This is a genomic window from Gallibacterium salpingitidis (assembly GCF_030517105.1).
GTDB classification, from domain to species: Bacteria; Pseudomonadota; Gammaproteobacteria; order Enterobacterales; family Pasteurellaceae; genus Gallibacterium; species Gallibacterium salpingitidis.
The window spans coordinates 1,666,092-1,692,564 of record NZ_CP103875.1 but is presented as its reverse complement, the minus strand read 5'-3'; the positions used below and the strand labels follow the sequence as shown (position 1 = coordinate 1,692,564).

The window sequence follows — 26,473 nt, the reverse complement described above, 5'->3', positions numbered from 1 at the left end:
GCACTAAATTAAGTTCTGGCTTAGCTATCCTTAAATTGGTAATTGTACGATTACCCAGACCTTTAGCGGATCCCTTAATCAATGCGTTTCCTAATGCCTACTCAATGCGTTGTAGTGCAAACAAAATGAGGAAATTTGCATCAAGCAGGCATTAGATTTGGTAGTAGGTGAGGGAATCGAACCCACATCAGCCGATTATCTGTCGTTACGAGGTATAAGCTCGCTGCTTTACCGTTAAGCTAACCTACTAATAATGAAACGGTTCGCGGGCTTGTTCGCCTAGTTTCCCCAACCGTTGTAGCAATCTTTCGACTGCGCATTTCGCGCTCAAGCAAGTAAGCACCTACCCTTAATTTCCCCTTCCACCTCTCTTAGGTCAAGGAACACAGTATCTGCTCGGAGTCACTAACCTTAAATCAGGTTATAACTTACCGCCATTGCCACACCAATCTGTTAAAGAGCTTGAGATATTGTGTATCTCGTTTCGATGGGTTTAGTTTATTAAAAAATAAACTTTAGATCAATATGTTTATTTATTTTTTAATAAACATTTTTGTAATTTGTTTATTAAAATATTAATAAATAAAGAAAAAATTTTTTAGGTAGGATGTTTGATTGGTTGATTTTTGCTCAAATTGATATTGTTGAGAGGTAGAAATGGACAAATGAACTTGTTCAATGAACAAATGAACAGTTGATTTTTGTAGAAAATAAGAAGGATAAAGGTAAAGAAAAACCGCCAAAAAGGCGGTTTAGATTAATTCCATGCATATCTCACTTTTAAATAATTTAAAGTACTATAAGGAATTTTTTTATGATGTTGTAATTGTCCTACAATAATACCTTCAGCTATTCCAAGCTCTTTTGCTATCTCTTTAATATATGCTTCAGAATATATTCTTCTTTCCATAATTTGACGCCATACAGGGCTAGGAATTAATTGCTTTTGGGCAAAGTCATTAGCTTCAATCTCCTCTTCTTCAATTAACGAAGAAGATTTATTATATTCTAAATGCAGTGATTTCTTTCCATGCAAGAGAATATGCCCTGCTTCGTGGAAAAAAGTAAACCATAAATGATCATTTGTTTTATAACGTAAACTTAATTGGATAATGGCTTTATCTGGTGATAACCAACGAGTAGCACCACTGATCCCAGTGTTTGGGAAACAAGGAACAAAAACTACAGCAACCCCAACTGCAGAACAAATCTCTACTAACTTCGGTATAAAAATTTTTGGATCAGACTCCGTGGTTAACTTTTTAATGTTTATTAGAGCTTGTTTGAAATCATCTTCTGAATATGGTGAGCAAACCATATTATGAGCCTGAATTTCTCCTGCTCGTAACCATGCGGCACTACTATATGGACACATCTTTGATCGATTATCTTGTCGATACTGAACACCGATCTTCCCCCAAACATTTTCATATTCATCAGGAGAACCTATCCCAAAGAATCGGAGTAAGCTATCAACATTATCAGAAATATCTGTGTATTTTTGAGTAAAACCTAGTTTTCTTAATGTAGTATTAGGGAACAACTTAAACCATTCTTTATAAGATTCAAGTTTCTCTTTATCTGCAATACGGGTTAATGCTTCTTGATATAATGTTTCCAAGTTTAGCCAATATCTAGCAGGCATACCTAACACTCGTTCAAATTTTAATGCTGTTTCGGGTGTAACTGGAGCTTTAGCATTGATAATCTGACTAATGTGTTTAGTTGAAAGTCCCGTTTTCTCAGATAGCTCACGTTGTGACATTTTGCGAATATCAAGTTCTTCTTCCAAAATCTCACCAGGAGAGATTGCGTAGTCAGGTATAAATTGATTGTTCATAGATAATATCTCTTAATGTGTATCAGTAATGGATAATACCTTGATACAAGTTACTTTGGACCAGTCTAAACCACCATCCTCTTTTGTAGGAATAGGATCGTGATAAGGTTCAAATAATAAACGGTAAGGATGATCTAGATCTAGACTCAATTCACCCTTTCTATCGCCAGTTAACTCATGACAGCGATGAGGTGGACTATATGGCATTCCTAATTCTGCCAATGTAGTTACGGCATTCAAGGTATAAAGTACACGTTGTAGTTTTCTTGCACGATGTACACCATATTCTTTTTGCATAGCCTGTTTATTATTCATTATTTTTTGCATTTTCTTTGTTGCAAAAATAATTTCCATTTTTTGTTTACCTATTAGGTTATCATTTTTTTTAAAAAAGTATAGTATTTTTACAAACTAATCAAATAGTTTTTATTTACACCATCAGACTATACTCCAGTTTCTGCTTTATCACAGTAACACTGAATACCAGAACACCTTACCTAAAACAGTAATATCTTCTAAGTTTGCGACCTCATCTGGATGTTCTTCCGAGTTGTAGCTTCTTATTTTCACCTGATTATTTGGCATATTGTAGAGGATTTTTATTCTTAATAATCCTCCGTGGTTTATTGCATATATCTTCCCATCTCTGATAGTTTTATTGCCGAGATCGATCCCCACTGTTGTTCCATCTGGAATAACTGGCTCCATAGAGTTACCATCAGCGGTCACACAAACAGCATTGTCATACGATACGCCTTGTCTTCTTAAAGTGGCTTTTGAAAATCTAAGTTTAAAATTGTTATAGTCCATTATGTCATCAGCAAATCCATTCCCAGCAGAGAGTCTAATTTCTTTGAAAAAAGGAACTTCTATCTCATCATTTGAGAGAGGAGTATGTCTATCCCATAATTCAAATGCCCCAATTTCTTTAATATTGGAAACGATATTATTGTTACTATCTACGCTAACGGGAGTATCTAAGTAAAACTCACCCATGCCATAATCTTTTTCTAATCTTCTAGCCAATCTCTCCCCAAAAGATTTAGCTGAACCATTTATTTGTTGAGATATTAGACTTTTATCTTTATCAGGGTACTTCTTATCTGAGAAGAATCTTTTCAAATTTTCCCTACGAATACTAGTTAGATCTATTTTTTTCATAGATTCCTCCTTAGTTAATTTTTCACCATTTTATTTAGTATTTAGTAAATAAGCAAAAAATTAATGATTGACTTATTGTTTATCTATAAATAAACTTAATTTTATTTTTAACTAAACAAAAGTTTATGAAGCTGACAGAATATTTATCAAATAGACAACGTGGTTTTAAAGCAAATTTTGCAAAACAGGTAGGAGTATCTATGTGTTTTTTAAGAAACTGCGAGATGGGGAGAACAAAGATACCACCGTATTTAGCAAAAAAAATCGAGGTAGCTACAAATGGGGAAGTATCTAAATCTGAAATGCGCCCAGATTTATGGGATTAGTGTTTTGTATGTAATAAAAAACCACCGCGGCAACGGTGGCTAGTTATATAAAAGGAACTGTATATGAATAAATTATTACCAATAAATACAGAAAAAGCAAGTATTACGATGAGTAGTCGTGAGATTGCGGAGTTGTGTGAAAAACAACACGCTCACGTTCTGCGTGATATTCGTAATATGCTTGATGAACTCTATCCAAATATGGATAGTATTGATTTTAAAGGAATTTTTATTATTAAAAATCCTGTAACAGGTTTAACAAGTGAAATCCTTTTACCTAAACGAGAAACAATGATTTTGGTTTCTGGCTATCGGATTGATTTAAGAGCCAAGATTATTGATCGTTTAGATGAATTAGAAAACCAGCAAAAAACAACCGCTCTTTTACCACAAAACTACCTACAAGCCTTAGAGGCATTGGTGGAGAAAGAGAAACAAAACCAAGCCTTAGCTTTAGAAAATAAAGAACTAAAACCAAAAGCTGCCTTTGTCGATCATTATGTAGATGTAGGTACAAGTAAATCACTGCGAGAAGTAGCAAAGATTTTGAAAATGCCTGAAAAAGCGATGATCGATCGTCTTATTAGTGATCGTTTGCTCTATCGCCAATCAGGAAAGTTATTGCCTTTTGCTACCGAGAAAGCCAAGCCACTTTTTACCGTGAAAACAGGCATAGCGGAACACGGACACAATTATACGCAAACTCGTGTGACAGCTGAGGGAATGCGTTTTATTGCTGAGCAATATGCAACGGAGTTAATGCTATGAGTATGTTATTAATGGTTAAAGCAATGCAATGTAAAGTCGGTAATCCAACTCGAAAGCTAGTATTGCTTAAATTAGCGGATAATGCCAATGATAACGGTGTTTGTTTTCCATCTTATCAACATATTGCAGATCAGTGCGAGATTACTCGCCGCAGTGCTATTTCACATATTGATGCTTTAGTAGAAGCTGGATTTGTTGAGAAAAAAGAACGTACAACAAAAGATGGAAATACATCAAATTTATATATTCTACATTTAGATCAAGGTAGTGAAAATTCTTCACCAGAGGGGGTGAAAAATTTACACCACCCTAGTGAAAATATTTCACCACCCCCTAGTGAAAATATTTCACCCAGAACCAGTCACTCTATTAACCAGTCAGTTAACCATAAAAAAACTACGCAAAAAAAATCGCCGACACTCGAATTGTTAGCAGAATTTGGGATTACTGGACAACTAGCCGAAGATTTTATTACTCACCGCAAAGCAAAAACGGCACCGATTACCAGGACGGCACTAGAACGCCTACAAAAACAAGCTGACTTGGCTGGCTTACCGCTTGTGGAGGTGGCGGAAGTTATGATTGAGCGAGGCTGGCGAGGGTTTAAAGCTGATTGGGATTGGAATGGAACACAAGTAAATAAATCTAATAAACCAAAATTTGATGACAACGATGACAGTTGGTGGCGTGGCAAAACGATTGAAGTTAGGGGGTATTGATGCGTAATTTTGCAAATACACAACTTACAGAGTTGGTCGGAAACGAACCATCTTATCAAGCACCAATCGGTGAACAAGTTATTCCGCCACAAGTAGCGAAATTTGTTGATCGGTTATTTATTCGCTTAAAAGCATTATTTCCAAGGTGGCAGTTGGCTTTTGATGGTGAAGAAAGTTATCAAGAAGCGAAACGTTTTTGGCTAGAAGCGCTTGTGAATAACGGTGTTACGACAGCAACACAATTTAAGCGAGGTATTGCACAGGCTGAACGTGAGGATAGTGGATATTTACCTAGTGTTGGTCAGTTTATTAAGTGGTGCAATGCTGAAAATAATGCCGATTTAGGATTACCAACAATCGATGAGTTGAAATACCGCCTAAATAAATTTCGTGGCAATGGTGGATTTTATGAGATAGATAGATTTGAGTTTATGTCAGATGCGGAATATTGGTTGATTACTGATATTGCAAACAAATCAATCCAAAACGGCTATAGCGAAGCCCAGGAAATTAAGGCGATTGAAGATGCTTTAGACAAAATGGCAAAACGGTTGATCAACGGAGAAATATTGCCAAAGCCGTCTAGATCGTTACCTGAGAAAGTCGAATATCTGGATCCTGAAAAAGTTAAACAAGGTTGGGCCAATTTGAAAGCGTTAGTGGCGAGAGGTTAGTAATGAGTTTTGATAAAGACACATACCCAACACCATTATCTGTATTTAACCCAACGCACGAAGAATTTAACTTTACGATTGATGGAGCAGCATTGCCACACAACGCAAAGTTAGATCGTTATATTACGCCAGAGATGGATTTTATGACATATCCATTAATAAACGAACGCATTTGGATCAACCCTCCATTCAGTGAGCCACTTAGTTTTGTAAAACGTGCGGTTGAGTTATACGAAAATCACGATTGCTTAGTAGTGATGTTTTTGCCTGTAGATGTTAGTACTAAATGGTTTTCACTGGTTGCAGAAAAAGCAACGGAAATACGCTTTATTGTTGGTGGGCGAATTAAGTTTTTAAATCCAGAAACAGATAAATGGACTGATGTTTGTCGAGGGAATCATTTAGCTATATTCGATCCTAGACACAAGGCAATGGGGCAAGTTATTCGCCATATCCATATTGATAATTTTGCAAATCTGGAGTGGCGATAACCAATGATTATTGAAATGGTTAAAGGTACTGGCGGAACATTTGTTGCAGCAGATGACATATATCTTCCAGCACTGCAAAAATTTAAAAATGGTGAGATATACGAAGTTGAGGTAAAGCGAACTCGCAACCCTCAATTTCACCGTAAAGTCTTTTCCTTTTTTAAATTTTGTTTTGAACATTGGTCAGCGGATAAAACAGATTGGAAGTATTTTGATGAAAGAAAGCAATTTGACACATTCCGCAAGCATTTAACTGTGTTAGCAGGCTTTAAGGATGTGAGTTATACGATAGATGGACGGGTTCGAGTTGAAGCGAAATCGCTCAGTTACGGCAATATGGAGCAAGATGAATTTGAGCAATGTTACAACGCTTTAATTAATGCTGCTTTAAAGCATATTTTCAACAATACAACCGATCAAAACATCATTAACCAGCTATATGCGTTTTTTTAGGTGGGAAGGGGAAATGAACTGGGGATTTATCTTATCAATGCTGGGTTGCTTAATATTTTGGGTGTGTGTTGGTGTTGTTTTTATGTTGTAAGAGGGATCGATGGTTAAAAGTAAACAGTACAAATGCAAGGTTTGCGGTAGCTACTACACAAAAACTATTAGCAGTTTGCAAAAAGTATGTAGTGTTGAATGCGCGATAAAACTTAGCAAAGAACAATCACGCAAAAGGCGAGAGAAGCTAGATAAGCAAGCAAGGTTAGAAAGTAAAAAGCGATTATCTGCATTAAAAGAGAAAAATAAGACTAAATGGGATTTAATCAAAGAAGCTCAAGCAGCTGTTAATCATTACATTAGAGTTCGTGATGAAAATAAAGAATGTATTTCGTGCGGAACGCCATTAATCAGTGAAAAGCTTGGTGGTGGCTTTGATGCTGGACATTATCGCAGTCGTGGGGCTGCTCCGCATTTACGCTTTTATACATTAAATATTCACGGGCAATGCAAACGTTGTAATCGTTATTTAGGCGGCAACTATCATGAATATAGGGTTGGACTGATTGAACGATTGGGTATTAAGAAAGTAGAGGAGATAGAAGCAGACAATCGAGAAAGAAAATATACCGAAGATGATTTAAGGCGAATTAAGCAGATTTTTAATAAGAAGATTAAGTTAATACAAAAGAGACGAGGTGGTTAATGGAGTATGTTTTTAATGATATTAAAAAAATTTGTACCCAATGGGGATATTGGGCAACACCTCGTCTAGGAACGGAATATCCGAGTATCTCTATTAGCATTCCTATTCCGATTGATGAGAGTAAGCGGAGAATTTGTCAAATCAGTGATGATTTAGCATTACAAATTGAACAATGCTTATTAGTAATGAGCAAAGTAACACCAGATTTGTATGACTTATTCATGGCAACTTATGCTTATCGCTTACCGCTTCATACTGAGTTCGATCGTGATTACATCCCTGTTAAGATTGGTTTATTAGAGAGATTTGGAATTAGTAAAGCACAATATTTTATTCAAATTAGAATTGCTGAAACATCACTAAAATTAATGTTAAGCCAAAATAAGTGTATTTTTCTTGCGTAGTAGATTATTTTGTGATATATTTATATCACATTAAAAGAGGGTGAAATATGATTAAGAGCTTTAAACATAAAGGATTGGAACAATTCTTCAAAAAAGGAATTACAAAAGGATTGAGACAAGACCACGTGCGAAAGATTAATGGTATTTTATCTCTTGTTGATCGTGCTAATACGGTCGAAGAATTTATTCAATTTTACCAATGCCACGAATTAAAAGGTGACAGAAAAGGAATATATTCAATGACTGTTAGTGGAAATTACCGCATTACATTCGAATTTATTAATGGTGATGCGTATATTTTAAATTACGAAGATTATCATTAAAGGAGGTATTTATGCGTAAACCAGCACATCCAGGCGAAGTATTATTAGATGGTTTTATCGAACCAAACAATATAAAAGTGTCTGAATTAGCAGCTCATCTTGGTTTTTCTCGCGAAACTTTATCAAGAGTATTGCATGGTAAAACTGCAATGACAGCGAATTTAGCTATTGCACTTGAGGAAGCGGGAATTAGTACAGCAAGATTATGGCTGTCTTTACAGACAGATTATGATTTGTGGGAATTAAAACAGAAGAGAGAACATCATATAAAACCATTTAATTTTGCTGTTGCGTAAAAATAAGAAACATTGTTGATTTGTCTAGACTAAAAGTATATATTATTAGCTATAGTGCGGTTTTGCACGCTTGAAACGCACAAATGTTTTTTTCTAACCCTGATCGGAAACGGTCAGGGTTTTTTATTACCTCTGAAATGGAGGTGGAGAAATGAAAATGCCTGAAAAAGATCCGAATGTATGGCTCATTGTTTGGGCATACATTCAGCAAAACTACAATGCCATTGCGGGTTTCGTAATGGCTTTTTTTATGTCTATTTTACGTGCTTTGTTTTTGCAACAAAAAAGCTCTTATCGTCGGCGGGTATTAGATGGAGCGATATGTGGTGCATTAACGCTATCGTGTATGTCGTTACTAAATTTTTTAGGGATGCCAGAGAACTTAGCGGTATTTGCGGGTGGGATGCTAGGGTTTATCGGGGCGGAAAAAATACGTGAGTTTTTGTTTAGATTTATCAGTACAAAAGTAGGGAAAGATGAGTAAGTTTAAATTTTCGACAACGAGTGAAATGCGACTTGTCGGCGTACATCCTGACTTAGTAAAAGTTGTGCGTACTGCAATCGCCGAATCAGATTTCGATTTTATGGTTGTTGAAGGGAAACGCAGTAAAGCAAGACAGGCAGAACTTGTTAAAAGTGGTGCAAGTAAGACAATGAACAGTCGCCATTTAACTGGCCATGCAGTTGATTTAGCTCCAATCACAGTTGAAAACGGAAAAACGGTTATTGACTGGAATAATAAAGCGAAATTTAAAGCATTGGCGGAGCTCATCAAATCAGTTGGTAAGCGCTTAGGTGTTGATGTTGAATGGGGCGGAGACTGGCGTACATTTTATGACGGCCCACATTTCCAACTCAGTCGTAAATCCTATCCTGACAGGTGAGATATGCTAGCAACGAACAAATGGCTATATGTGATAGCTATCATTGCATTGTTACTTATCAGTGTAGTGTATCAATACAATCTTATTAAAGATTTAAAAGTTGAGATGGCTAAGCAGTCGGACACGATAGCGATACAAAGTGCAACGATTATCCAGCTACACGCAGATATGGCGAACAATCAAAAACTGACACTTGAGTTAAGCAAACAAGAATCAGATACAAGGAGCAAATCAGATGATGTTATCAAAAATATATCCGCAGATGACAAAGCAAGTGATGCGTATAACAGTGTTGCTCCTCGTAATATTATTGAGTTCTTGCGCAAGTAAGCCGGTAACGACTGTTCAACCTCAAATCCCTGCGGTATTAATTAGCTATCTAGATAAGACAAACTTTAATGGTCGTACTTATGGAGATGTAGCACAGTACGCAGTAATACTCAAACGTGAGCGCGATATTTGTTTGAATCGGATTGATCGCATCAGAGAGTGGCAGGTGCAACACGCTCAACATTAAAAGGTACTCCTGAGGGGATAGCCATTCCACGGGGTTACGGACTCGCGGTTTTTGGCAGTTTTTTGACTTTGTAGGCGTCATCATCTTGTTGTTTTTGCTTTAGTTTGAATTAGTTTTTATAAGGGGATTGAGATACGAGCCATGGAAAACTTACACGATCTGAAATTAAATATTAATCAGATTGCTGAATTAGTCGGAATGCACCGCCAGACGGTATCTCAACGTGTGGCAGGATTGACACCAAGTGTAGGGAGTAATAGCAAATTAAAGCTCTATCTCCTTGCGGATTTAATCCGTTTAGGACTGCAGGAAAAGAGGACAGCAGATGTTGATTCAATGTCGCCTAATGATCGACGATCTTTTTGGCAAGCTGAAAATGAACGCTTAAAGTATGAGAGGGAGACTGGGGAGCTTATCCCTGCTTATGAGGTCGCCCAAGAAATGAGTATTTTAGCGAAAGCGGTAATACAACAACTTGAAACTTTACCTGATATTTTAGAAAGAGATGCGGGTTTATCTCCTAGTGCCTTGATAAGAGTGCAACAAATTATTGATGATATTCGAGATCAAATGGCATTGCATATTCAAGAGACTGAACATAAGGAAGAGTAATGTTTGCATCAGCAAAAGATATTCGCCGAGATATTGCTAACGCAATAAAAGCACCAAGACGAATGAATGTTTCTGAGGCGGTAGCGGAATATATGAGAGTACCGATTGGTGGTGGTAATTCGGTTAAGTGGGATAAACATACAGCAGCTTATATTCTTGAACCAATGGATTGCCTAAGCTCTCGTGAATATGATGCAGTAATTTTTGTTGGTCCTGCCCGAACGGGAAAAACCATTGGTTTGATCGATGGCTGGATTAGTTATTCAATTATTTGTGATCCGTCGGATTTTTTATTGGTACAACTTACACAAGAAAAAGCCAGTGAGCATAGCCGAAAACGATTAGATCGTACATTCCGCTGTTCTCCTGAAATTGCTAAACGACTTAGCCCACGAAAAAATGACAATAATGTTCATGACAAATATTTTCGAGCAGGTAATTTACTGAAAATTGGTTGGCCATCAATCAATGTTTTGTCTTCATCGGATTACAAATATGTAGCTTTAACGGATTATGATCGTTGGCCAGAAGATATTGACGGGGAGGGGGATGGTTTTTCTCTTGCATCAAAACGTACTACAACTTTTATGTCAGCAGGAATGACACTTGTTGAGAGTTCCCCAGGTAAAGATATTGTTGATATTAAACATCAACCAAAATCTAATCACGAAGCGCCACCAACAACAGGTATATTGAGTTTATATAACCGAGGTGATCGTCGCCGCTTTTATTGGCAATGCCCTTATTGTTCAGAATATTTTCAGCCAAGTATGGTAAATATGGTTGGCTTTCGTGATGAGATGGATTTTGTCAAAGCCAGTGAAAATGCCAGATTACAATGTCCACACTGTCAACAGCTTATTAGCCCAGAAATGAAGCGTGAGTTAAATATCAATGGGGTGTGGTTAAAAGAAGGGCAGTACATTGATAAGCAAGGTAATATTCATGGGATAGGGCGTAAGTCTCGCATTGCTTCTTTTTGGTTAGAAGGTCCTGCTGCTGCATATCAAACGTGGGCGCAACTAACCTATAAGCTCCTCAATGCCGAACAGGAATATGAATTAACAGGCAGTGAAGAAACGCTCAAAGCAGTTATCAACACTGACTGGGGATTACCTTATCTACCACGTTCAGCGTTAGAACAACGCCGAACAGATGAATTAATGGAACGCAGAGAACAGTGTGATGAGAAAAGTGTTCCAGATCAATGTCGTTTCTTGATTGCTGCAGTAGATGTACAAGGTGGACGGAATCGTCGATTTGTGGTGCAAATTGTCGGTTATGGTGAAAATGGCGAACGTTGGTTAATCGATCGCTACAATATTTCTCATACATTACCAGATAGCGATGGTGTAATTGAAAAAATCGATCCTCGCAATCCTGATGATTGGGCAATTTTAATTACAGATGTCTTATCTAAACACTACCCACTTGCGAGTAACCCACAATACCAAATGCCAATTTTAGCAATGGCAGTAGATAGCGGGGGTGAAGAAGGTGTAACAGATAATGCCTATAAATTTTGGCGAAAATGTCGCAGAGAAGGACTTGCCAAGAAAGTCTATTTGGTGAAAGGAGATAGCACTAAGCGACAAAAATTGATTACGAAAACTTATCCCGATAATACTAGTCGTTCAGATCGACACGCTTCGGCACGAGGTGATGTGCCATTGTATTTATTACAAACAGATTATCTTAAAGATCGTATTAATAATGCTTTAGCACGTCAAACAGAAGGGGCAAATTATATACATTTCCCAAGTTGGATAGGCGAATGGTTTTTTGATGAATTGGTTTATGAGGAGCGCGGTCCTGATGGCAAATGGCGTAAGCCAGGTAAAGGCAATAACGAAGCCTTTGACTTATTTTGTTATGCTCATGCTATCGCCATTTTACGGGGGTATGAACGGATCAAATGGGGTGATGAAAAGCAAGTACCTGATTGGGCGAAATTACCCGAAATTAACCCGAATATTATTCGAGATACACCAATTATTATAAAAGAAAGTTCACAAAGTGTGATTGAAAATGACAAGGTTCGAAGGCAATCACAATCTAAAACTAAAACACAATGGCTAACAGGAAAAAACTATCGCAAAGGAGGATGGTTATGAGTCTTTATACCATTGAAGAACTTAAACAAAAAATTCGCTTGCTTGATGAAAAAATAGAAACCGCACAAAGCCAAGTGAGCTTCAATGGTCGCTCAGTTTCTTGGCAAATCAGCGAATTGACCAAACAACGTGATCGGTATCAAGTAATGTTAGATGAAATGTTAGCAACAAGTGGGCAGAAAGTGAAAAAGCATAGATTTAAGTATGCGAGGTTTATTTAATGAACTTTTTAGAAAAAACGATTGCAACACTGTCACCACAATGGGCGGCAAAACGGTCTAAAAGCCGTTATGTACTCAACACTTATGAAGCAGCAATACCTAGTAGAACACATAAAGCTAACCGAGACGGACAAGGAGCGAATACTAATGTACGACAAAGTGCGGTGAGTTTGCGTGAACAGGCAAGAGCGTTAGATCAAAATCATGATATTGTAATTGGGATTTTGGATAAACTCGAAGAACGGGTAATTGGCTCAAAAGGCATTCATATTGAACCACAACCCTTAATGAAAAATGGTGATGTTCACGAAGCACTTGCGGAAAAAATCCGTAAATTGTGGGCGGAATGGTCGATCAAACCTGAAGTAACAGGATTATATACCCGTCCTGCTCTTGAACGAATGCTATTACGCACTTGGTTGCGTGATGGCGAAGTGTTCGTGCAGTTGGTGAAAGGAAAAGTACCCGGTTTAACTCATGCTTCAAGCATTCCTTTTTCATTGGAAGCCTTAGAGCCAGATTTCGTGCCGATGAATACTGATGTGGCAAAAGAAAATTTACTACAAGGTGTTTATTTGAATGCGTGGCGTAAGCCAACAGGTTATCAAGTTTATTTAGATAATCCGCAAGAGTCGGGTAAATTTTACGACAAAGTCAAAACTGTTTCGGCAGAAAATATGTTGCACTTGGCTTTTCGTAAGCGATTACATCAAATTCGTGGCGTGAGTATGCTGCATGGTGTCATTATTCGTTTAGCCGATCTGAAAGACTATGAAGAAAGTGAGCGCGTCGCTGCACGCATTGCAGCAGCAATGACAATGTATATTAAAAAAGGTGATGCTCAACTTTATGATGTAGATGACATAAATGAAAAAGATGAGCGGGTATTTGATATTGCACCTGGTGCGGTGATTGATGATTTAAAACCAGGAGAAGATATTGGTTTAATTAATTCTAACCGCCCTAACACCAATTTAGAGAGTTTCCGCAATGGACAATTACGTGCTACTGCGGCTGGTACACGTTCAAGCTATTCCAGTATAGCCCGTGACTACAACGGCACTTATTCTGCTCAACGACAAGAGTTGGTCGAAAGTTTTGAGGGTTATGCGGTATTACAAGATACCTTTGTGGCGGCAATCTCTCGTCCAATTTATCGGGAATGGCTAAAAATGGCAATTGCTGCACAAGCCATTAATGTTCCCTCTGATGTTGACCCAGAATCATTGTTTAATGCAGTTTATTCTGGTCCAGTAATGCCGTGGATTGATCCAATCAAAGAGGCGAATGCATGGAAAGAACGGATCAAAGGAGGATTAGCAACAGAGGGACAAGCAATCCGAGCAAGTGGCAATAATCCGGCAGAAGTGAAACGCCAGCGTATTGTAGAAGTACGAGAGAATAAACAAGCAGGTCTTAAATTTGATACGGATTTGACCAATACACAAGGAATAATCAATGAAACGAAAACAAATGATACTCGCACCCGTAGCGATGATAAACAAGATGAATAATCAGTCTTGGTTTTCCATTAAAGCCTCCGCCAATCAAAGTGCGGAGGTTTTTATTTATGATGAAATTGGAATGTGGGGCGTTTCAGCACAGCAATTTGCCAATGAACTAAAAGAGATTGGCAACGTGCGGCAAATCAATCTTCATATTCATTCGCCCGGTGGCGATGTGTTTGATGGCATAGCCATTTATAACTTACTGAAAAATCACCCAGCGAATAAGACCGTCTATATAGACGGTCTTGCTGCGTCTATGGCTTCCGTTATCGCAATGGCGGGCGATGAAGTCATTATGCCTGAAAACGCAATGCTAATGATCCATAAGCCATGGGGCATTCAAGGTGGTGATGCAGAAGAACTGCGTAAATATGCGGACTTATTGGATAAAGTGGAAAGTACGTTATTGATGGCGTACACCGCGAAAACAGGCAAGTCCGAAGATGAATTAGCGGCAATGCTCGCTGTGGAAACTTGGCTTACAGGCAAAGAATGCGTTGAGCTTGGTTTCGCTGACAAACTAGCCGATCCCCTTGTGGCGATGGCTTCCATTCAATCTAAAAAAATAGAGGATTTTACTAATATGCCTAATGAACTCAAAAATATGTTGTTGAAGCCACAAGGCAACGCAAAAAATCAGAATGTGGCACCAGAACAAAATGCAGATCAACCACAAGCACACGAAAAGCCAGTGGTTAAAATGGTAGATAATACTGCACAAGTGCAAGCACAAATGGCACAACGAAATACGGCAATCAAGGCGGTATTTGCTCCATTTAACGGTCAATTTAATGATTTGTTAGTGGAATGCTTAGGTGATGTTACGATAACCGCAGAGCAAGCTAAAGATAAATTGTTGGCGAAACTCGGTGAAAACACCACGCCAAGTGTGTCACAAAACCATATTCACGTTGACAACGGTAATATTGTCGGTGATAGCGTGAAAGCCGCTTTGCTTACACGTGCAGGTTTTGAAAAAGCAGAAAAAGATAACGCCTACAATTCAATGACCTTGCGTGAATTGGCGCGTGCATCGTTGGTGGATCGTGGCGTGGGTATTGCTGGAATGAATGCAATGCAAATGGTAGGCATGGCATTTACCCACTCTACTTCTGACTTTGGGCAAATCTTAATTGATGTGGCACATAAATCTGTGTTGAAAGGTTGGGCGGAAAGTACCGAAAACTTTGAGCAATGGACGCATAAAGGCACACTTACTGATTTTCGTCCAGCTTATCGTGTTGGCTTAGGTGGTTTTGATAGTTTGCCACAAGTACGTGAAGGGGCTGAATATACTTACGTAACACTTGGTGATACTGGAATGCAAGTATCTCTCGCTACTTACGGTGCATTATTCAGTCTTACACGCCAACTTATTATCAATGATGATATGCATATGCTGACCCAAGTGCCTTATAAACTTGGTCAAGCTGCACGAGCGACTATCGCAGATTTAGTGTTTGCTCAGCTCTTTGGTGATCCTGTGATGAGTTACGACGGTAAAAAACTTTATGATGCTGCTCATAAAAATACGTTAACAGGTGCTGCAATGGATTTAAGTAATATTGATAAAGCTATCCAGCTAATGAATGCACAAAAATCTTTTGATGGTAAGCAGCTTGCGATTGAGCCAGATGTCTTACTTGCACCAACCTCACTTTATACTCGAGCAAAACAGATTCTTGGTTCAAGTTCAGTGGAAGGAGCGGATATTAATTCTGGCATTATTAACCCATTAAAAGATGTGGTGCCGGTGACAAAATCACAACGATTACAGGCAGAGAATGCTAAAATTTGGTACTTACTCAATAAAGATGCCATTGAAGTATCTTACCTCAATGGTGTTGAACAACCATTTATCGACCAACAAACAGGTTTTACTGTCGATGGTGTAACTACTAAGGTACGAATTGACGCAGGGGTAAATGTGTTAGATCACCGTGGTATTGTACGTGTAACTAATGCATAAAAATAAGGAAAACTGACCGCTCTTTTGGGCGGTTTTTTTCATTTAGTGATAAGGAAAAATATTATGGCGAAAAACTTTATTCAAAATGGCGATACTATTGATTTTGTCGCAACAAGAAATGTGAAAAGTGGTGATGTAGTGGTATTGCAAGATCTAATTGCCATTGCCGTTACAGATGTTGCTAACAAGGCTATTGGCACAGGGATTGTTGGTGGTGTATGGCGAGTTAAAGCAAAACAAGCCGATGACATTAAACAAGGTGATGTGTTGTATTGGTCTGATACAGAAGGGGCTACTAAAACAGCTACAAGTAATAAACGTCTAGGTATTGCTTGGACAGATTCAGGTACATCATCTGAACAGGTTGATGTAAAAATCAATGTCTAATCTATTTGAAGAGGCGCTTGAACAAGCAGACAAGGCGATTGAACGTATAATGATGTCGCCTTGGCTGATTGAAGATGTACCTTATTTAGCAGCATACGATGAAGAACCACAGCGTTTTGATGGAATGTTGCAGCTTAATGAAGAGTATCGTGTAAACGGGACAAAGCGAACACTCACTATATTCAAAAATAGTGGATATCGTCCTCATGTTGGTGATCGAGTCGAACAAGGTGATAAACAGTTTGTAATTAAAGCTTTTGATTTCGTAGATCAACTCATAATTTTGCAATTGGAGTAACTATGACATTAGAACAAGATTTTGCATTAATTAAGCGTAATGCGAATAAAGTAGTAAATCAAATTAATCGTCAAGCTGCAAAAGTGATAAATCACCTTGCTGTTCAAGCACGAAATCAAGCAACCAAAACGGTAGCCAAAGATATTGGTGTACCAACTAAAACTTTAAGGGGAAGAACTCGGCAGAGTAAAAATCAGCGAGCAACAACCACGAAGCTTAAAGCTCAACTTCGAGTAAATATTTCACCTTTACCACTTATTCGGGTTTTAGAGGGAAAAAATAATCGTATTTGGGTAGGAAAAGGTGGAATTCTGGTGGGTAAATATGCAGTACAGAGAGGGTTTGTTCAGAGGTTAGCAAATGGTCGTACTCATGTAATGCAACGTGCTGGACAAGCTCGATATTCTATTGATGTAGTGAAAGTTCCGTTACGGCAACCGTTAACATTAGCTTATCAAAATGTATTAAAAAATTATCCAGCAGAGTTACAAAAAGAACTAAAAAACCGCTTAAGTGCGGTTTTTTCTTAAGGAGAGAAAATGCGGATTCATAAAGTAATTAGAGAGCAAATTGCAAGTATTTTGCAAACTTTAGATCCTGACATCAAGGTTTGGGCTGGGCGACCAACCTTTATTGACTTAGACAATGAACCAACCACACTGGCGGTTTTTATTGACGATGCGCAAAGCGAGCCAACAGGATTATGTGGTGGTGAGTGGGAGGCAATCTTAAATATTGCCATTTATCAACGATCAACCCAAGGTGAAGCTCCGCTCGACGAGCTGGCTGAGCAAATCGTTCAACATCTGGCGGAAGCCTTTGAAGATGACGAATTGGATACATTACAGCAATGTTATTTAACTGGGTATCACTATGAACAAGATGCGCAGAAACGGACTTGGTACATTGCGAACTTACAATATCAAATTACTTATGGGCAGGAGGAATAATGGCCACACAAACTACGCCTTTCCAAGGCACAAAATTCTATATAGGCACGGGCTTAGAAACCAAAAAAGCAATTACAGCGTGTACGGTTTCACCATCAGCAACACTAACGGTAGCAAGTAGTGGTGTAAAAGCAGGTGATTGTATCAAAGTATCGGGATTGGGTGCATTAGATGGCTACTATCCAGTTAAATCAGTCCAAACCGACAGTATTACATTAGCAGATGAAGTAGATTGGTCAGCACAGGATAGACCAACAGATTTCGCAAAAGCTCAGATTGAAAAAGTGCAGTGGTCATCTAACTTTTGTGCGATTAAAAACATCGAAAAAGATGGAGATACGCTTACTGAAGAAGATATTACGACAATGTGTAGTGAGGGAACAGAAACCGAACCCGGGGATATCGAGTTTGGTAGTGTAAAACTGACTTTCTTCTGGGCGCCAGCCACAGCAATGCAAGCAGATTTACGCAAGAAGTTCTACGGCAAAGAAACTTTCCCGTATTTGATTGTTTTCAAGAACAAGCAAGGATCGTTATATGGCACAGGTTTTATTCAAACCAGCACCAATATCAGTGGTGAAGTGAAAGGCAATTTTGAATCGGGTGTAACGATTAAGCCGTCTAAACGCGATTACATATTACCGGTTACAGCATAATTAATAGCCCGCTATATAGCGGGTTTTTTATTGATTGAAGATTGAGGAATTAATTAATGGCACAAGGTACACGTGAAACATTATTAGCGATTAAACCGACTGTAAAACCGTTTGATCTGAATGGTAACACTTACTATATCCGCTCTTTTACAGTTGGAGATGTTAATCGTGAAATTTTTGAATATCAAAACTGGCTGAAAGCTCAAGCTATTGAGCAAGGTCTTGATCTCAATTTTGATGATGAAGAGCAATTAACTAAACAGTTAGAACCGATTGCGGACAAATATCGTCTAGCTCGTAATTTAGCGATTAAATTATGTGACGAAAATGGTAATAATTTATTTGATCCTGATAGTAGGGAAGATTTAGAGTCCATTTTAAAGTTAGATGACAGTGTTTTATCCGCATTTAATCAAGCAGAAAATGAAGATAGCCCAAAACACTCAGCGAGCGAAGAAAGTTCCAGTTAACTTTATCGCTTGCATTGGGAAAAACTTTAACTGAAATTGAAGCAATGCCCGAAAGGCATTTGCAAGAATATGAAAAATATTATCAAGAACAACCTTTCGGGTTATGGCGTGAAGATTATCGTACTGCACAAATTGCGTACTTGTTAGCGGCTATTAATAGCGACCCTAAAAAAGAATCACCAAAATTCACTGATTTTATGTCGTTTTTCGACAACCGAAATACGGTGAAAAATAACCAAGATTTTGATGATGGTAGTGAAGCATTTTTAGCTAATCGATAGAAATATGATGTTATACCCTCACTATTTTTTAACTCTCTTTAAAAATATGTGATTTAGTTCACTTTAAACTTTTGTTACTTATTATTATAATCAAATCAAATTGTTATGTTGAAAATTGAGGAGCGTTAAATGAAATTATTTAAATTAAGTGTTTTAGCATTTAGTGTGGGGCTATTAGCAGCTTGTAGTTCTGGTGGCGGCGGCGGTGATAATGGGGCAGCGGCACAAAATAATGGAAAAGGCGCTTTAACGGATACATCGGTTAAACCGGCTACTAAATCTATTGATTTAGTGGATGAACAATATAAAGAACAAGTAAGAGAAGCTAAAGAACTTAAATTACTTGATGGAACAGTAATAGAAATCGTTGATTATCCTGTTGGTATTGTTCAAGAAAAAGTGAATGATGGAATAGTTAAAGGAATTAATTTGCCTTATTCGGTTGTTGGAGGCTGGTTACCAAATGATGTAAAAGTTGATGAAAATGGTTTAGTTATTGATCCTCGAGTAACGGAAGATGACTTTGATATATTTGGGGTGGCAACTACAAAAGGTCAAATGCCTGTCAAGGGAGTGGCTCAATATAACGGTTATTCATTAGGTGCAGTAACATCTGGGAAATTGCAATTAAATGTTGATTTTGGAAATGAAACAGTTGAAGGTAAGTTATATGATCGTAAATTTGATAATGGTCAGCAATTACCTGACATTACTTTGAATAAAGGAACGATAACTGAGGGAGATCCGAACATTGGGAAAAAAGATGTTATGGCATTTAGTGGGATGGCGACCTATAAAGGTGTAGAAGGTGTGTATATAGGTTCGTTTATGGGACCAAATGCCGAAGAAGTTGCAGGAGCTGTTGGTTCAGAAGAACATGGAATTTATGAAGCTTTTGGTGGACAAAGAGGCGAGATTAAAAAATAATTCAGCATCTTATATAGATTGAGAGAAAGCCTGTTTTTAGCAGGCTTTTTTATTACCAAAAAATAAAGCCCGATTGTTCGCAGCAGTCGGGCTTTTTATTTGAAATCTGATATGTAAACATTAAATGGAGAACCATTAATGCAAGTAGATTTTAACTTAATAGAGGGGATTTGTAAAATGCTAGAAATGATTGACAAATCGGACAAAGCGAGAAAATTTGCTTACGTGGTATTGATTTTATTTTTTATATTTTCAATGGCATGGATTAGCCCTAACTTATTAAAAGCAATTTCAGAATTATTATTGACGCTAAAAACAATCTAAAATCATTTACAACAAAATCAATTAGTATTAATATTTAAATCAAGGTGTCGAAACCTTAGCAGCGGTAATCCGCAACCGAAATCCTATGCGGTTTTTTTATGTCTGAAATTTGTGTTTCTCCTTTTCTTTTCTACGCAATTTTTGGAATAAAAACGGTAATTACAATCTATGATCGAGTGGGCGAGGAATACAATACCCGAAAGGGGAATAACTCCAGCTTACTGCTAAGCTTTCGAACCACTCGATCGCCAACAGCCTTTATGATAAAGGTGGTTGGTTTGAATGTTATTCGAAAAATTAGCAGAGGCATTTATGTCAAATCAAACTCAACTTCAAATAATCCATTTCCATAACCAATCTTTAGTGACTTTTGAACAGAACGGCATACACTACACTGCGATGAAACCGATTTGTGAAAATATTGGCTTAGATTGGGAAGCTCAAAGACAGAGAATTAAACGTGATGATGTGTTAAGTTCAACTATGGTTATCATAACTATAGTTGCTGAAGATGGTAAAAATCGAGAAATGATCTGCCTCCCAATCCAATATCTCAACGGCTGGTTATTCGGTATTGATACAAACAGAGTAAAGCCAGAAATCAGAGGAACTTTGATCAAATACAAAAAAGAATGTTATCAAGTGTTGTTTGATTATTGGAATAAACCAAAACAACAGACTTTACCACTCGCAGAAGCGGAAGCAGACGAAGAAGCAATCCGCATTATTGCTAACCTATATCACTCGCTTAATGGCGCGTATGAAATGGGTGTAAAAATCCGCAAAGAATATCCACATCTTGGCAGAGATATAGATAAATTCATCGGTGGGCATTATCTCTATAACCTCAATATGCCAACTGAAAATGCCTTAGAGAAAGCAAGAAGATACGTCCAAGCGAAAAGTGAACGCATTATGTTCATTAAAGGAATGTTAAGCCTACTTGAACAACAGCCACAACCAAAACGATTAGCTAACTTTTAAAAACTCAAGCGAAACCAACCGTACTTTATTTCAGTACGGTTGCAGGAGAATAAAGAATGAAAAGAGATTGGGAGCTTATCCGTAAAATTTTGTTAAAGCTTGAACAAAAGGTTGATAATACACCATTAGATAGTGAAAGTATTAAAGGCTTTTCAGTTGATGTGGTGGAGTATCATTACCAATTGTTGGAACAAGCGAAATTAATTGAGATTAAGCATAATCTAACATGGCAAGGACACGAATTTCTTGACAAAATCCGTAGCGACACAGCGTGGAATAAAATTAAACAAATCATTAAAACCAAAGGGATTGATTTATCGTTTGATGCGATCAAGTTAGCGGGGAAAAGTTTATTGATTTCTTTGCTGAAATAGCTTGACTGCCCGTAGGGATTTGGTAGATTTGAGGTAAATATAGGGAGAAAGCAAATGAAAAAATATAGCAAACAAGTGGATTATCTTTTTACTGAGATTATCGGCTTTTGGCTTTATATTATTGCTTGGTTAATGGTTCCTGTGTTTATCATTTTCGCGATAGGATGGTTAGATTGGTTTTTTTTACCAGAAAACGGATCAGCTAGAATGATAGTGATCAAGTCATTACTTATAGGATTGGTCGTTGGTGGTGGAGGAACTGCTTTATTATATTGGTATCTGAAACCTAAAAATAAAAAATAAGTTTATGTTAGAGAAAACCTCGCTTTTGCGAGGTTTTTTTATGGGAGAAATTAATATGGCAGGTTCGCTAGGTCAGTTGAATATCTTACTGGGCTTAAATAGTGTGCAATTCAGTAAAGGTCTTGAGCAATCGATAGTTAAAGCCCGTAATTTCGCTACGGAAACGAATAAATCCTTTAAATCTATTGAAAATAGTCTATCTATCTTAGAAAGATCGGCAAAATGGACTAATACATGGTTGAGTGCACAACAATTAACTTCTGGGATTAGACAATTAGCACAATATGCAGATTCATATACTGAAATTCATAATAGAATGAAATTAGTTAGCGAAGACTCTGCTAAAAGTGTGCGAGCAATGCAATCAGTTTTTGATATATCAATAAAAACTAGGCAGAGTGTGAATGCGACAGCTCAAGTGTATCAACGTTTTGCTCAAAATGCACAACAGCTAGGAATTAGTCAATCACAAGTAATAAGTTTAACAGAGACGGTATCCAAAGCTGTTGCACTTTCTGGAACAGGCGCCGCCTCCGCAGAAGCAGCACTTACTCAGTTTGGGCAATCGTTAGCAAGTGGTGTATTTAGAGGGGATGAATTTAATTCTGTTATGGAGCAAACCCCAGGTTTAGCACTTGCGATTGCGAATGGCTTAGGTGTAACTATTTCACAATTACGGGAGTTAGCATCAAAAGGAAAATTAACTACAGATGTATTAATTCCAGCATTAGAGAAAGTTAAAAATCAGGTAGATAATGATTTTAATAGTATGTCTGTAACAACAGGTCAAGCATTAACTAATTTAAGTACAGCAGCAACTAAATGGATTGGTGAGTTAAATACAAGCGTAGAAGGTACGGATAAGTTGGCTCACGTCATTCTGTATTTAGCAGATAATTTTGATACTTTAGCTAAGTCGTTATTGGCAGTTGGGGCAGGAATTATTGCATTAAAAAGTTTACCAAATATACAAAATAGAATTAAAACAGAAGCGGATAAGTATCAGCAAATTCAGCAGGAAAAGCAATTAATACAAGCTACTCGTGAACGAGCATTAGCAATGAGAGATCAAACAACAGAAGCATTAAGACAAGCAACTGTTGAGTTTCAAGCAATGAAACTAAGGGTAGATAACATACGTATTGCACAACAGCAAACTGTTGCAGAAAGGGAGTTATTGGCTACACGTTTACAAGGAATGTCTGGAAGTGCGCGAATAGCAGGGATGGCACAATATGAAGCATTATTGCAGCAAGAGAATATTTTAACAAAACAACTTAGCGTAGCAGAAAAAGAATTAGCATCAGCTAAATTGACACTAAGAAATGCATATGTAGAAAATACGACCGTACAATCCGCAGCTAATGTAGGCTTAGTAAAATCTAATGTATTGATGGCTACGTATCGAAACCTTGTTAGGTCCGCGACAGCAGAGTTGCAAATGATGCGTGCAGCTTTTTTAGCAAATCCGCTAATGGTCGGTATAACAGCTATTACAGTTTTAGCATCGTTTGCTGGTTATTGGTTTACAACTGCGGATGCGACAGAAGAAGCGACTCAAAAAGCGAGGGATTACATTCAATCGATTGATGCAAGTAAAGAAGCATTAGAGCGAATGTCAGCAGCGGCTTTAGCTAAACAATTAAAAGACTTAGAAGAAAGTAAAACGGCTTTTAATAAGAAAATTGAAGAGCAAAAACGTAAAGTTGCTGAGCTTAATTCTCAATTAGAAAATTTGAAAAATAATGATAGCTTTAGTTATGGTTCAGATTCTTTTTATTCATTTAATAGCAACGCTGAAAAAACAAAGAAAATTCAAAATGAACTTATCGATATTAATGCAGATTTAGATCGGTCAATGCAGGATTTAGAAGCAACTAATGAGCGATATAATAATACCCGTGATTATTATAATCAGTTGCTTGGAATTGGTGTTGATAAAACACCAGATGTGACAGATAAAACTTTATTATTCAGTAAGTCATTAAATGAATTAGGTATGACAGCTGAAGATACAAAGAGTAAGCTACAATCATTATTTTCTATGTTTGCTGGACAAGGTATTTTAGCATTTCAACAGGGAGATAAGATTGTAGGTTATGCTAATGATAAGTTACAACAAGATCTAAATAAACTTGCTGCTGATAAAACTCGAGCAGGATTAAAAGGTAAAGCATTATATGCTCATGATGCAGAACAAGAAGCCTTACGAAAAGGATATCAAGGAGAGGCAAAGAGTAAATTTATTGAGGCTTATGTTGGTGCTAAATTAGCTACTGAAAGTGCTAATAAATCAGGTCGAAGTAAAACAGACTACGTTAAACAATACACCGACCAGTTAACGGATATGCAAAACCGCATTGCACAGCTAAAAGCCGATACTGATGATATTAAGCTGGTCGGTGAACCTAGCCAATATCAAGAGTTTAAAAAACTACAACAAGACATCACCGCCAATGCAGAAAAATATGCAGCCTACGGTGTTGAGGGTGTAGCGAAACTGAAAGAAATGGCGCGTCAAATTGATAGTGAAACGCAGAAAAAAGCGATTGCACAGTTCGGTATCAATAATAATCAACAGCTTAATGCAATGGAATTTGAATTGAGGTTGTTGGGTAAAACTCGTAAAGAGCAAGATTTAATCCAATACAACCATCAATTAGATCTTGAAGCTGATCGTCTTAAAATCGGTATGTCAAAAGAGAATGCTGCACAATTAGATGCGGAAATTATCAAGCTAAAAGAGCGTAGAGCTGAAATTGAAAGACAAAAAGAGTTAGCACAGTCTAATCCATTACTAGGTTTGCAAGAGGGTTTAAATCAATTTGGTGATGCAGCTAACAATGTTATGGGAAATGTATCTCAAATTACACAAAATGCACTTGGGGGTATGTCTGATGCGCTAACAAATTTTGTGTTGACGGGAAAAGCTAATTTTAGAGATTTGGCTCAATCCATTATCAAAGATATTGCGCAAATGACAATGCGGATGTTGGTTTTTAAAGCAGTATCTTCAGCGTTTGGTTTATTTTCGGGTGGTGGTGGTAAAGTTGGTGCGGCTGGCGGATATGACGCGTTTGGTCAGCTATTGTATAAAGGCGGTTTGGCTGGTTTTGATGTAGGAGGTTTTACTGGTTTAGGGGGCAAATATACCCCAGCAGGTATTGTACACAAAGGCGAATATGTTATTACTAAAGAAGCTACATCAAGACTCGGTGTAGATTATCTTGATTTCTTAAACTATGGTACTCGACGAGGATTTGCCAGCGGTGGCGGTGTTGCGGTGCCGAAAGTGCCTACATTTACACCGAAACAACAGAATGCCAATATTGATATTAAAGTAATTAATAATGGTGAGCCAATGGATGCGAAAGTCACTCAGAAGCAACAAGGAGATCAACTACAAGTAACCGTTGAATTGATCCGCAAGATTGCAAAAGAAGAAGTCCGCACAGGGATTACGAATAACTTACGGCCAGGAGGAGTATTTGCATAATGGAAACGTTTAAATGGTGTGTACGTGTCGGTATGCAGATAGATAATCAACCGACGGTAAATGTGGTGAAGTTTGGTGATGGTTATGAGCAACGTCAAGCGACAGGTATCAATAGCTTGCTACGAAGTTATCCAGTCGTGATAAGAGCAAAAAGAGGTGAAGAGCATCGAGAAATCGATGCTTTTTTTATGCGTCATAATGCAGTTACGCCATTTTTATTTAATGACCCGTACACAGGACAACAGAAGAAGGTCGTATGTGAAAACTGGAAAGCTACAATGAATGTCAGCACAGTAGAGTTTAGTTGTACGTTTAGAGAGGTAGTTTAATGCCACAAATTATCAGTGCAGACTTTAAGCTTGAATTAAGCAAAATTGAACAAAATGCTTTGATTGAGCTGTACGAAGTGGATATGCGCAGTTTGCAGAACAGACAAGGTGAACAAGGCGAAATTTATCGCTTTTATGCCGGCACAAATGAATTACATCAAGATATTGTCTGGCAAGGGAATGTCTATAAAGCTTATCCAATTCAAGCGACAGGGTTTGAGTTAACAGGGAATGGCCCGAGTAACCGTCCAACATTAACCGTATCTAATTTGCTGGGTTTAGTGACGGGATTAGCAGTTGATTTTAATGAATTAATCGGGGCAGTAGTAAAACGACATCAAGTCTATATGCAATATCTTGATGCTGTAAATTTTAGCCATGGCAATCCACACGCCGATCCGACACAAGAACTGGTCAGCCTGTATATCATTGAGCAATTAGCTAGCTTAAAACATGATATTGCCACGTTTACGTTAGCACTACCCACTGAAACTGATAATGCTTTTTTGCCCGCAAGAATGGTGATGGCAGATACGTGTGCTTGGATTTATCGATCTGCGGAGTGTGGTTACACGGGTGGGGCGATTGCAGACGAACAAGATCAACCAACCGGCGAAATGTCAAAAGACAAGTGTAGTCGATGTTTAACTGGGTGTAAGTTACGTAATAATACCATCAATTTTGGTGGTTTCCCGTCAGTGAATAAAATAGGGTAAG

General features: G+C 37.8%; 37 protein-coding genes and 1 tRNA gene. 34 read left to right on the top strand and 4 right to left on the bottom strand.

The features are described from left to right. Positions 1–158: 158 nt before the first annotated feature. The 4 genes from NYR30_RS08285 to NYR30_RS08270 form a co-directional block, all read right to left on the bottom strand. Positions 159–249, bottom strand: a tRNA-Ile gene (locus NYR30_RS08285). Between the two features lie 508 nt (positions 250–757). Beyond that, positions 758–1,840, bottom strand: coding sequence for a HigA family addiction module antitoxin (locus NYR30_RS08280; RefSeq protein WP_302500475.1), 1,083 nt, complete (start codon positions 1,838–1,840; stop codon positions 758–760). Positions 1,841–1,852: 12 nt separating this feature from the next. Beyond that, on the bottom strand, positions 1,853–2,194 hold the full coding sequence (locus tag NYR30_RS08275; protein ID WP_302500473.1) for a type II toxin-antitoxin system RelE/ParE family toxin: 342 nt from the start codon (positions 2,192–2,194) through the stop codon (positions 1,853–1,855). Positions 2,195–2,305: 111 nt separating this feature from the next. Next, positions 2,306–3,001, bottom strand: coding sequence for a S24 family peptidase (locus tag NYR30_RS08270; RefSeq protein ID WP_302500471.1), 696 nt, complete (start codon positions 2,999–3,001; stop codon positions 2,306–2,308). A 125-nt stretch (positions 3,002–3,126) separates the two neighbouring features. Here NYR30_RS08270 and NYR30_RS08265 point away from each other — a divergent pair, with 125 nt between their 5' ends. From NYR30_RS08265 to NYR30_RS08100, 34 genes are all read left to right on the top strand, one after another. Further along, positions 3,127–3,327 carry a YdaS family helix-turn-helix protein gene (locus NYR30_RS08265; RefSeq protein WP_039081855.1) on the top strand — a complete coding sequence of 67 codons (201 nt, stop codon included), beginning with the start codon at positions 3,127–3,129 and terminating at the stop codon, positions 3,325–3,327. A gap of 63 nt (positions 3,328–3,390) precedes the next feature. Continuing rightward, entirely contained in the window at positions 3,391–4,095 is a 705-nt protein-coding gene (locus NYR30_RS08260; RefSeq protein WP_302500469.1) for a Rha family transcriptional regulator, read from the top strand. Continuing rightward, a complete protein-coding gene (locus NYR30_RS08255) occupies positions 4,092–4,814 on the top strand; it encodes a helix-turn-helix domain-containing protein (protein WP_302500467.1) in 723 nt (240 codons plus the stop codon). The genes NYR30_RS08260 and NYR30_RS08255 overlap by 4 nt, the downstream gene beginning before the upstream one ends. Then, positions 4,814–5,488 (top strand): replication protein P, encoded by a 675-nt coding sequence (locus NYR30_RS08250; protein WP_302500465.1) that lies wholly within the window; start codon positions 4,814–4,816, stop codon positions 5,486–5,488. The genes NYR30_RS08255 and NYR30_RS08250 overlap by 1 nt, the downstream gene beginning before the upstream one ends. Positions 5,489–5,490: 2 nt before the next feature. Then, positions 5,491–5,979, top strand: coding sequence for a DNA N-6-adenine-methyltransferase (locus NYR30_RS08245; RefSeq protein WP_302500462.1), 489 nt, complete (start codon positions 5,491–5,493; stop codon positions 5,977–5,979). A gap of 3 nt (positions 5,980–5,982) precedes the next feature. Then, positions 5,983–6,432, top strand: coding sequence for a DUF1367 family protein (locus NYR30_RS08240; RefSeq protein WP_302500460.1), 450 nt, complete (start codon positions 5,983–5,985; stop codon positions 6,430–6,432). Between the two features lie 100 nt (positions 6,433–6,532). Beyond that, complete coding sequence (locus tag NYR30_RS08235) at positions 6,533–7,129, top strand: recombination protein NinG (RefSeq protein ID WP_302500458.1); 597 nt, start codon at positions 6,533–6,535, stop codon at positions 7,127–7,129. Further along, the gene (locus NYR30_RS08230; protein WP_302500456.1) at positions 7,129–7,533 is read left to right on the top strand and encodes an antiterminator Q family protein; all 405 of its coding nucleotides are present in this window, start codon (positions 7,129–7,131) and stop codon (positions 7,531–7,533) included. The genes NYR30_RS08235 and NYR30_RS08230 overlap by 1 nt, the downstream gene beginning before the upstream one ends. Positions 7,534–7,580: 47 nt before the next feature. Then, positions 7,581–7,856: a type II toxin-antitoxin system RelE/ParE family toxin gene (locus tag NYR30_RS08225; protein ID WP_013747140.1), complete on the top strand. Its 276-nt coding sequence runs from the start codon at positions 7,581–7,583 to the stop codon at positions 7,854–7,856. A gap of 11 nt (positions 7,857–7,867) precedes the next feature. Continuing rightward, a complete protein-coding gene (locus tag NYR30_RS08220) occupies positions 7,868–8,152 on the top strand; it encodes a HigA family addiction module antitoxin (RefSeq protein WP_302500454.1) in 285 nt (94 codons plus the stop codon). A gap of 151 nt (positions 8,153–8,303) precedes the next feature. After that, a complete protein-coding gene (locus tag NYR30_RS08215; protein ID WP_302500453.1) occupies positions 8,304–8,636 on the top strand; it encodes a phage holin, lambda family in 333 nt (110 codons plus the stop codon). After that, positions 8,629–9,036, top strand: a complete 408-nt coding sequence (locus tag NYR30_RS08210) for a M15 family metallopeptidase (protein WP_302500452.1) — start codon at positions 8,629–8,631, stop codon at positions 9,034–9,036. The genes NYR30_RS08215 and NYR30_RS08210 overlap by 8 nt, the downstream gene beginning before the upstream one ends. A gap of 3 nt (positions 9,037–9,039) precedes the next feature. Continuing rightward, a complete protein-coding gene (locus tag NYR30_RS08205) occupies positions 9,040–9,366 on the top strand; it encodes a DUF2570 family protein (protein WP_302500451.1) in 327 nt (108 codons plus the stop codon). Then, positions 9,347–9,553: an Rz1-like lysis system protein LysC gene (gene lysC / locus NYR30_RS08200; protein WP_302500449.1), complete on the top strand. Its 207-nt coding sequence runs from the start codon at positions 9,347–9,349 to the stop codon at positions 9,551–9,553. The genes NYR30_RS08205 and lysC overlap by 20 nt, the downstream gene beginning before the upstream one ends. 141 nt (positions 9,554–9,694) lie before the next feature. Beyond that, positions 9,695–10,165, top strand: a complete 471-nt coding sequence (locus NYR30_RS08195; protein ID WP_302500447.1) for a DUF1441 family protein — start codon at positions 9,695–9,697, stop codon at positions 10,163–10,165. Next, positions 10,165–12,279 (top strand): phage terminase large subunit family protein, encoded by a 2,115-nt coding sequence (locus NYR30_RS08190; RefSeq protein ID WP_302500445.1) that lies wholly within the window; start codon positions 10,165–10,167, stop codon positions 12,277–12,279. Before NYR30_RS08195 ends, NYR30_RS08190 begins: the two co-directional genes overlap by 1 nt. Next, positions 12,276–12,500, top strand: a complete 225-nt coding sequence (locus tag NYR30_RS08185) for a hypothetical protein (RefSeq protein WP_039150737.1) — start codon at positions 12,276–12,278, stop codon at positions 12,498–12,500. The genes NYR30_RS08190 and NYR30_RS08185 overlap by 4 nt, the downstream gene beginning before the upstream one ends. After that, the gene (locus tag NYR30_RS08180) at positions 12,500–14,014 is read left to right on the top strand and encodes a phage portal protein (protein WP_302500442.1); all 1,515 of its coding nucleotides are present in this window, start codon (positions 12,500–12,502) and stop codon (positions 14,012–14,014) included. Before NYR30_RS08185 ends, NYR30_RS08180 begins: the two co-directional genes overlap by 1 nt. After that, positions 13,959–15,977 (top strand): ClpP-like prohead protease/major capsid protein fusion protein, encoded by a 2,019-nt coding sequence (locus tag NYR30_RS08175; protein ID WP_302500440.1) that lies wholly within the window; start codon positions 13,959–13,961, stop codon positions 15,975–15,977. Before NYR30_RS08180 ends, NYR30_RS08175 begins: the two co-directional genes overlap by 56 nt. Positions 15,978–16,040: 63 nt before the next feature. Beyond that, positions 16,041–16,364: a DUF2190 family protein gene (locus NYR30_RS08170; RefSeq protein ID WP_302500438.1), complete on the top strand. Its 324-nt coding sequence runs from the start codon at positions 16,041–16,043 to the stop codon at positions 16,362–16,364. Further along, positions 16,357–16,662 (top strand): phage tail protein, encoded by a 306-nt coding sequence (locus NYR30_RS08165; RefSeq protein ID WP_302500436.1) that lies wholly within the window; start codon positions 16,357–16,359, stop codon positions 16,660–16,662. Before NYR30_RS08170 ends, NYR30_RS08165 begins: the two co-directional genes overlap by 8 nt. A 2-nt stretch (positions 16,663–16,664) precedes the next feature. Beyond that, the gene (locus tag NYR30_RS08160) at positions 16,665–17,192 is read left to right on the top strand and encodes a phage tail protein (protein WP_302500434.1); all 528 of its coding nucleotides are present in this window, start codon (positions 16,665–16,667) and stop codon (positions 17,190–17,192) included. A gap of 9 nt (positions 17,193–17,201) precedes the next feature. After that, positions 17,202–17,612: a phage tail terminator protein gene (gene gpU / locus NYR30_RS08155; RefSeq protein ID WP_302500433.1), complete on the top strand. Its 411-nt coding sequence runs from the start codon at positions 17,202–17,204 to the stop codon at positions 17,610–17,612. Beyond that, complete coding sequence (locus NYR30_RS08150) at positions 17,612–18,268, top strand: hypothetical protein (protein WP_302500432.1); 657 nt, start codon at positions 17,612–17,614, stop codon at positions 18,266–18,268. Before gpU ends, NYR30_RS08150 begins: the two co-directional genes overlap by 1 nt. Positions 18,269–18,324: 56 nt before the next feature. Next, positions 18,325–18,738, top strand: a complete 414-nt coding sequence (locus NYR30_RS08145) for a hypothetical protein (protein WP_302500431.1) — start codon at positions 18,325–18,327, stop codon at positions 18,736–18,738. A 59-nt stretch (positions 18,739–18,797) separates the two neighbouring features. Then, the gene (locus tag NYR30_RS08140; RefSeq protein WP_437125206.1) at positions 18,798–19,019 is read left to right on the top strand and encodes a phage tail assembly protein T; all 222 of its coding nucleotides are present in this window, start codon (positions 18,798–18,800) and stop codon (positions 19,017–19,019) included. A gap of 129 nt (positions 19,020–19,148) precedes the next feature. After that, positions 19,149–19,946 carry a factor H binding protein domain-containing protein gene (locus tag NYR30_RS08135; RefSeq protein WP_302500429.1) on the top strand — a complete coding sequence of 266 codons (798 nt, stop codon included), beginning with the start codon at positions 19,149–19,151 and terminating at the stop codon, positions 19,944–19,946. 138 nt (positions 19,947–20,084) lie between these two features. Next, on the top strand, positions 20,085–20,270 hold the full coding sequence (locus NYR30_RS08130; protein WP_039145902.1) for a hypothetical protein: 186 nt from the start codon (positions 20,085–20,087) through the stop codon (positions 20,268–20,270). A 312-nt stretch (positions 20,271–20,582) separates the two neighbouring features. Further along, positions 20,583–21,254 carry a phage antirepressor N-terminal domain-containing protein gene (locus NYR30_RS13725; RefSeq protein ID WP_437125205.1) on the top strand — a complete coding sequence of 224 codons (672 nt, stop codon included), beginning with the start codon at positions 20,583–20,585 and terminating at the stop codon, positions 21,252–21,254. A 56-nt stretch (positions 21,255–21,310) separates the two neighbouring features. Continuing rightward, on the top strand, positions 21,311–21,628 hold the full coding sequence (locus NYR30_RS08120; protein WP_302500427.1) for a DUF2513 domain-containing protein: 318 nt from the start codon (positions 21,311–21,313) through the stop codon (positions 21,626–21,628). 54 nt (positions 21,629–21,682) lie between these two features. Continuing rightward, positions 21,683–21,931 (top strand): hypothetical protein, encoded by a 249-nt coding sequence (locus NYR30_RS08115; protein WP_302500426.1) that lies wholly within the window; start codon positions 21,683–21,685, stop codon positions 21,929–21,931. A 40-nt stretch (positions 21,932–21,971) separates the two neighbouring features. After that, complete coding sequence (locus NYR30_RS08110; protein ID WP_302500425.1) at positions 21,972–25,427, top strand: phage tail tape measure protein; 3,456 nt, start codon at positions 21,972–21,974, stop codon at positions 25,425–25,427. Continuing rightward, positions 25,427–25,756: a phage tail protein gene (locus NYR30_RS08105; RefSeq protein ID WP_302500424.1), complete on the top strand. Its 330-nt coding sequence runs from the start codon at positions 25,427–25,429 to the stop codon at positions 25,754–25,756. The genes NYR30_RS08110 and NYR30_RS08105 overlap by 1 nt, the downstream gene beginning before the upstream one ends. Then, positions 25,756–26,472, top strand: coding sequence for a phage minor tail protein L (locus NYR30_RS08100; RefSeq protein ID WP_039083443.1), 717 nt, complete (start codon positions 25,756–25,758; stop codon positions 26,470–26,472). Before NYR30_RS08105 ends, NYR30_RS08100 begins: the two co-directional genes overlap by 1 nt. Position 26,473: the final 1 nt, after the last annotated feature.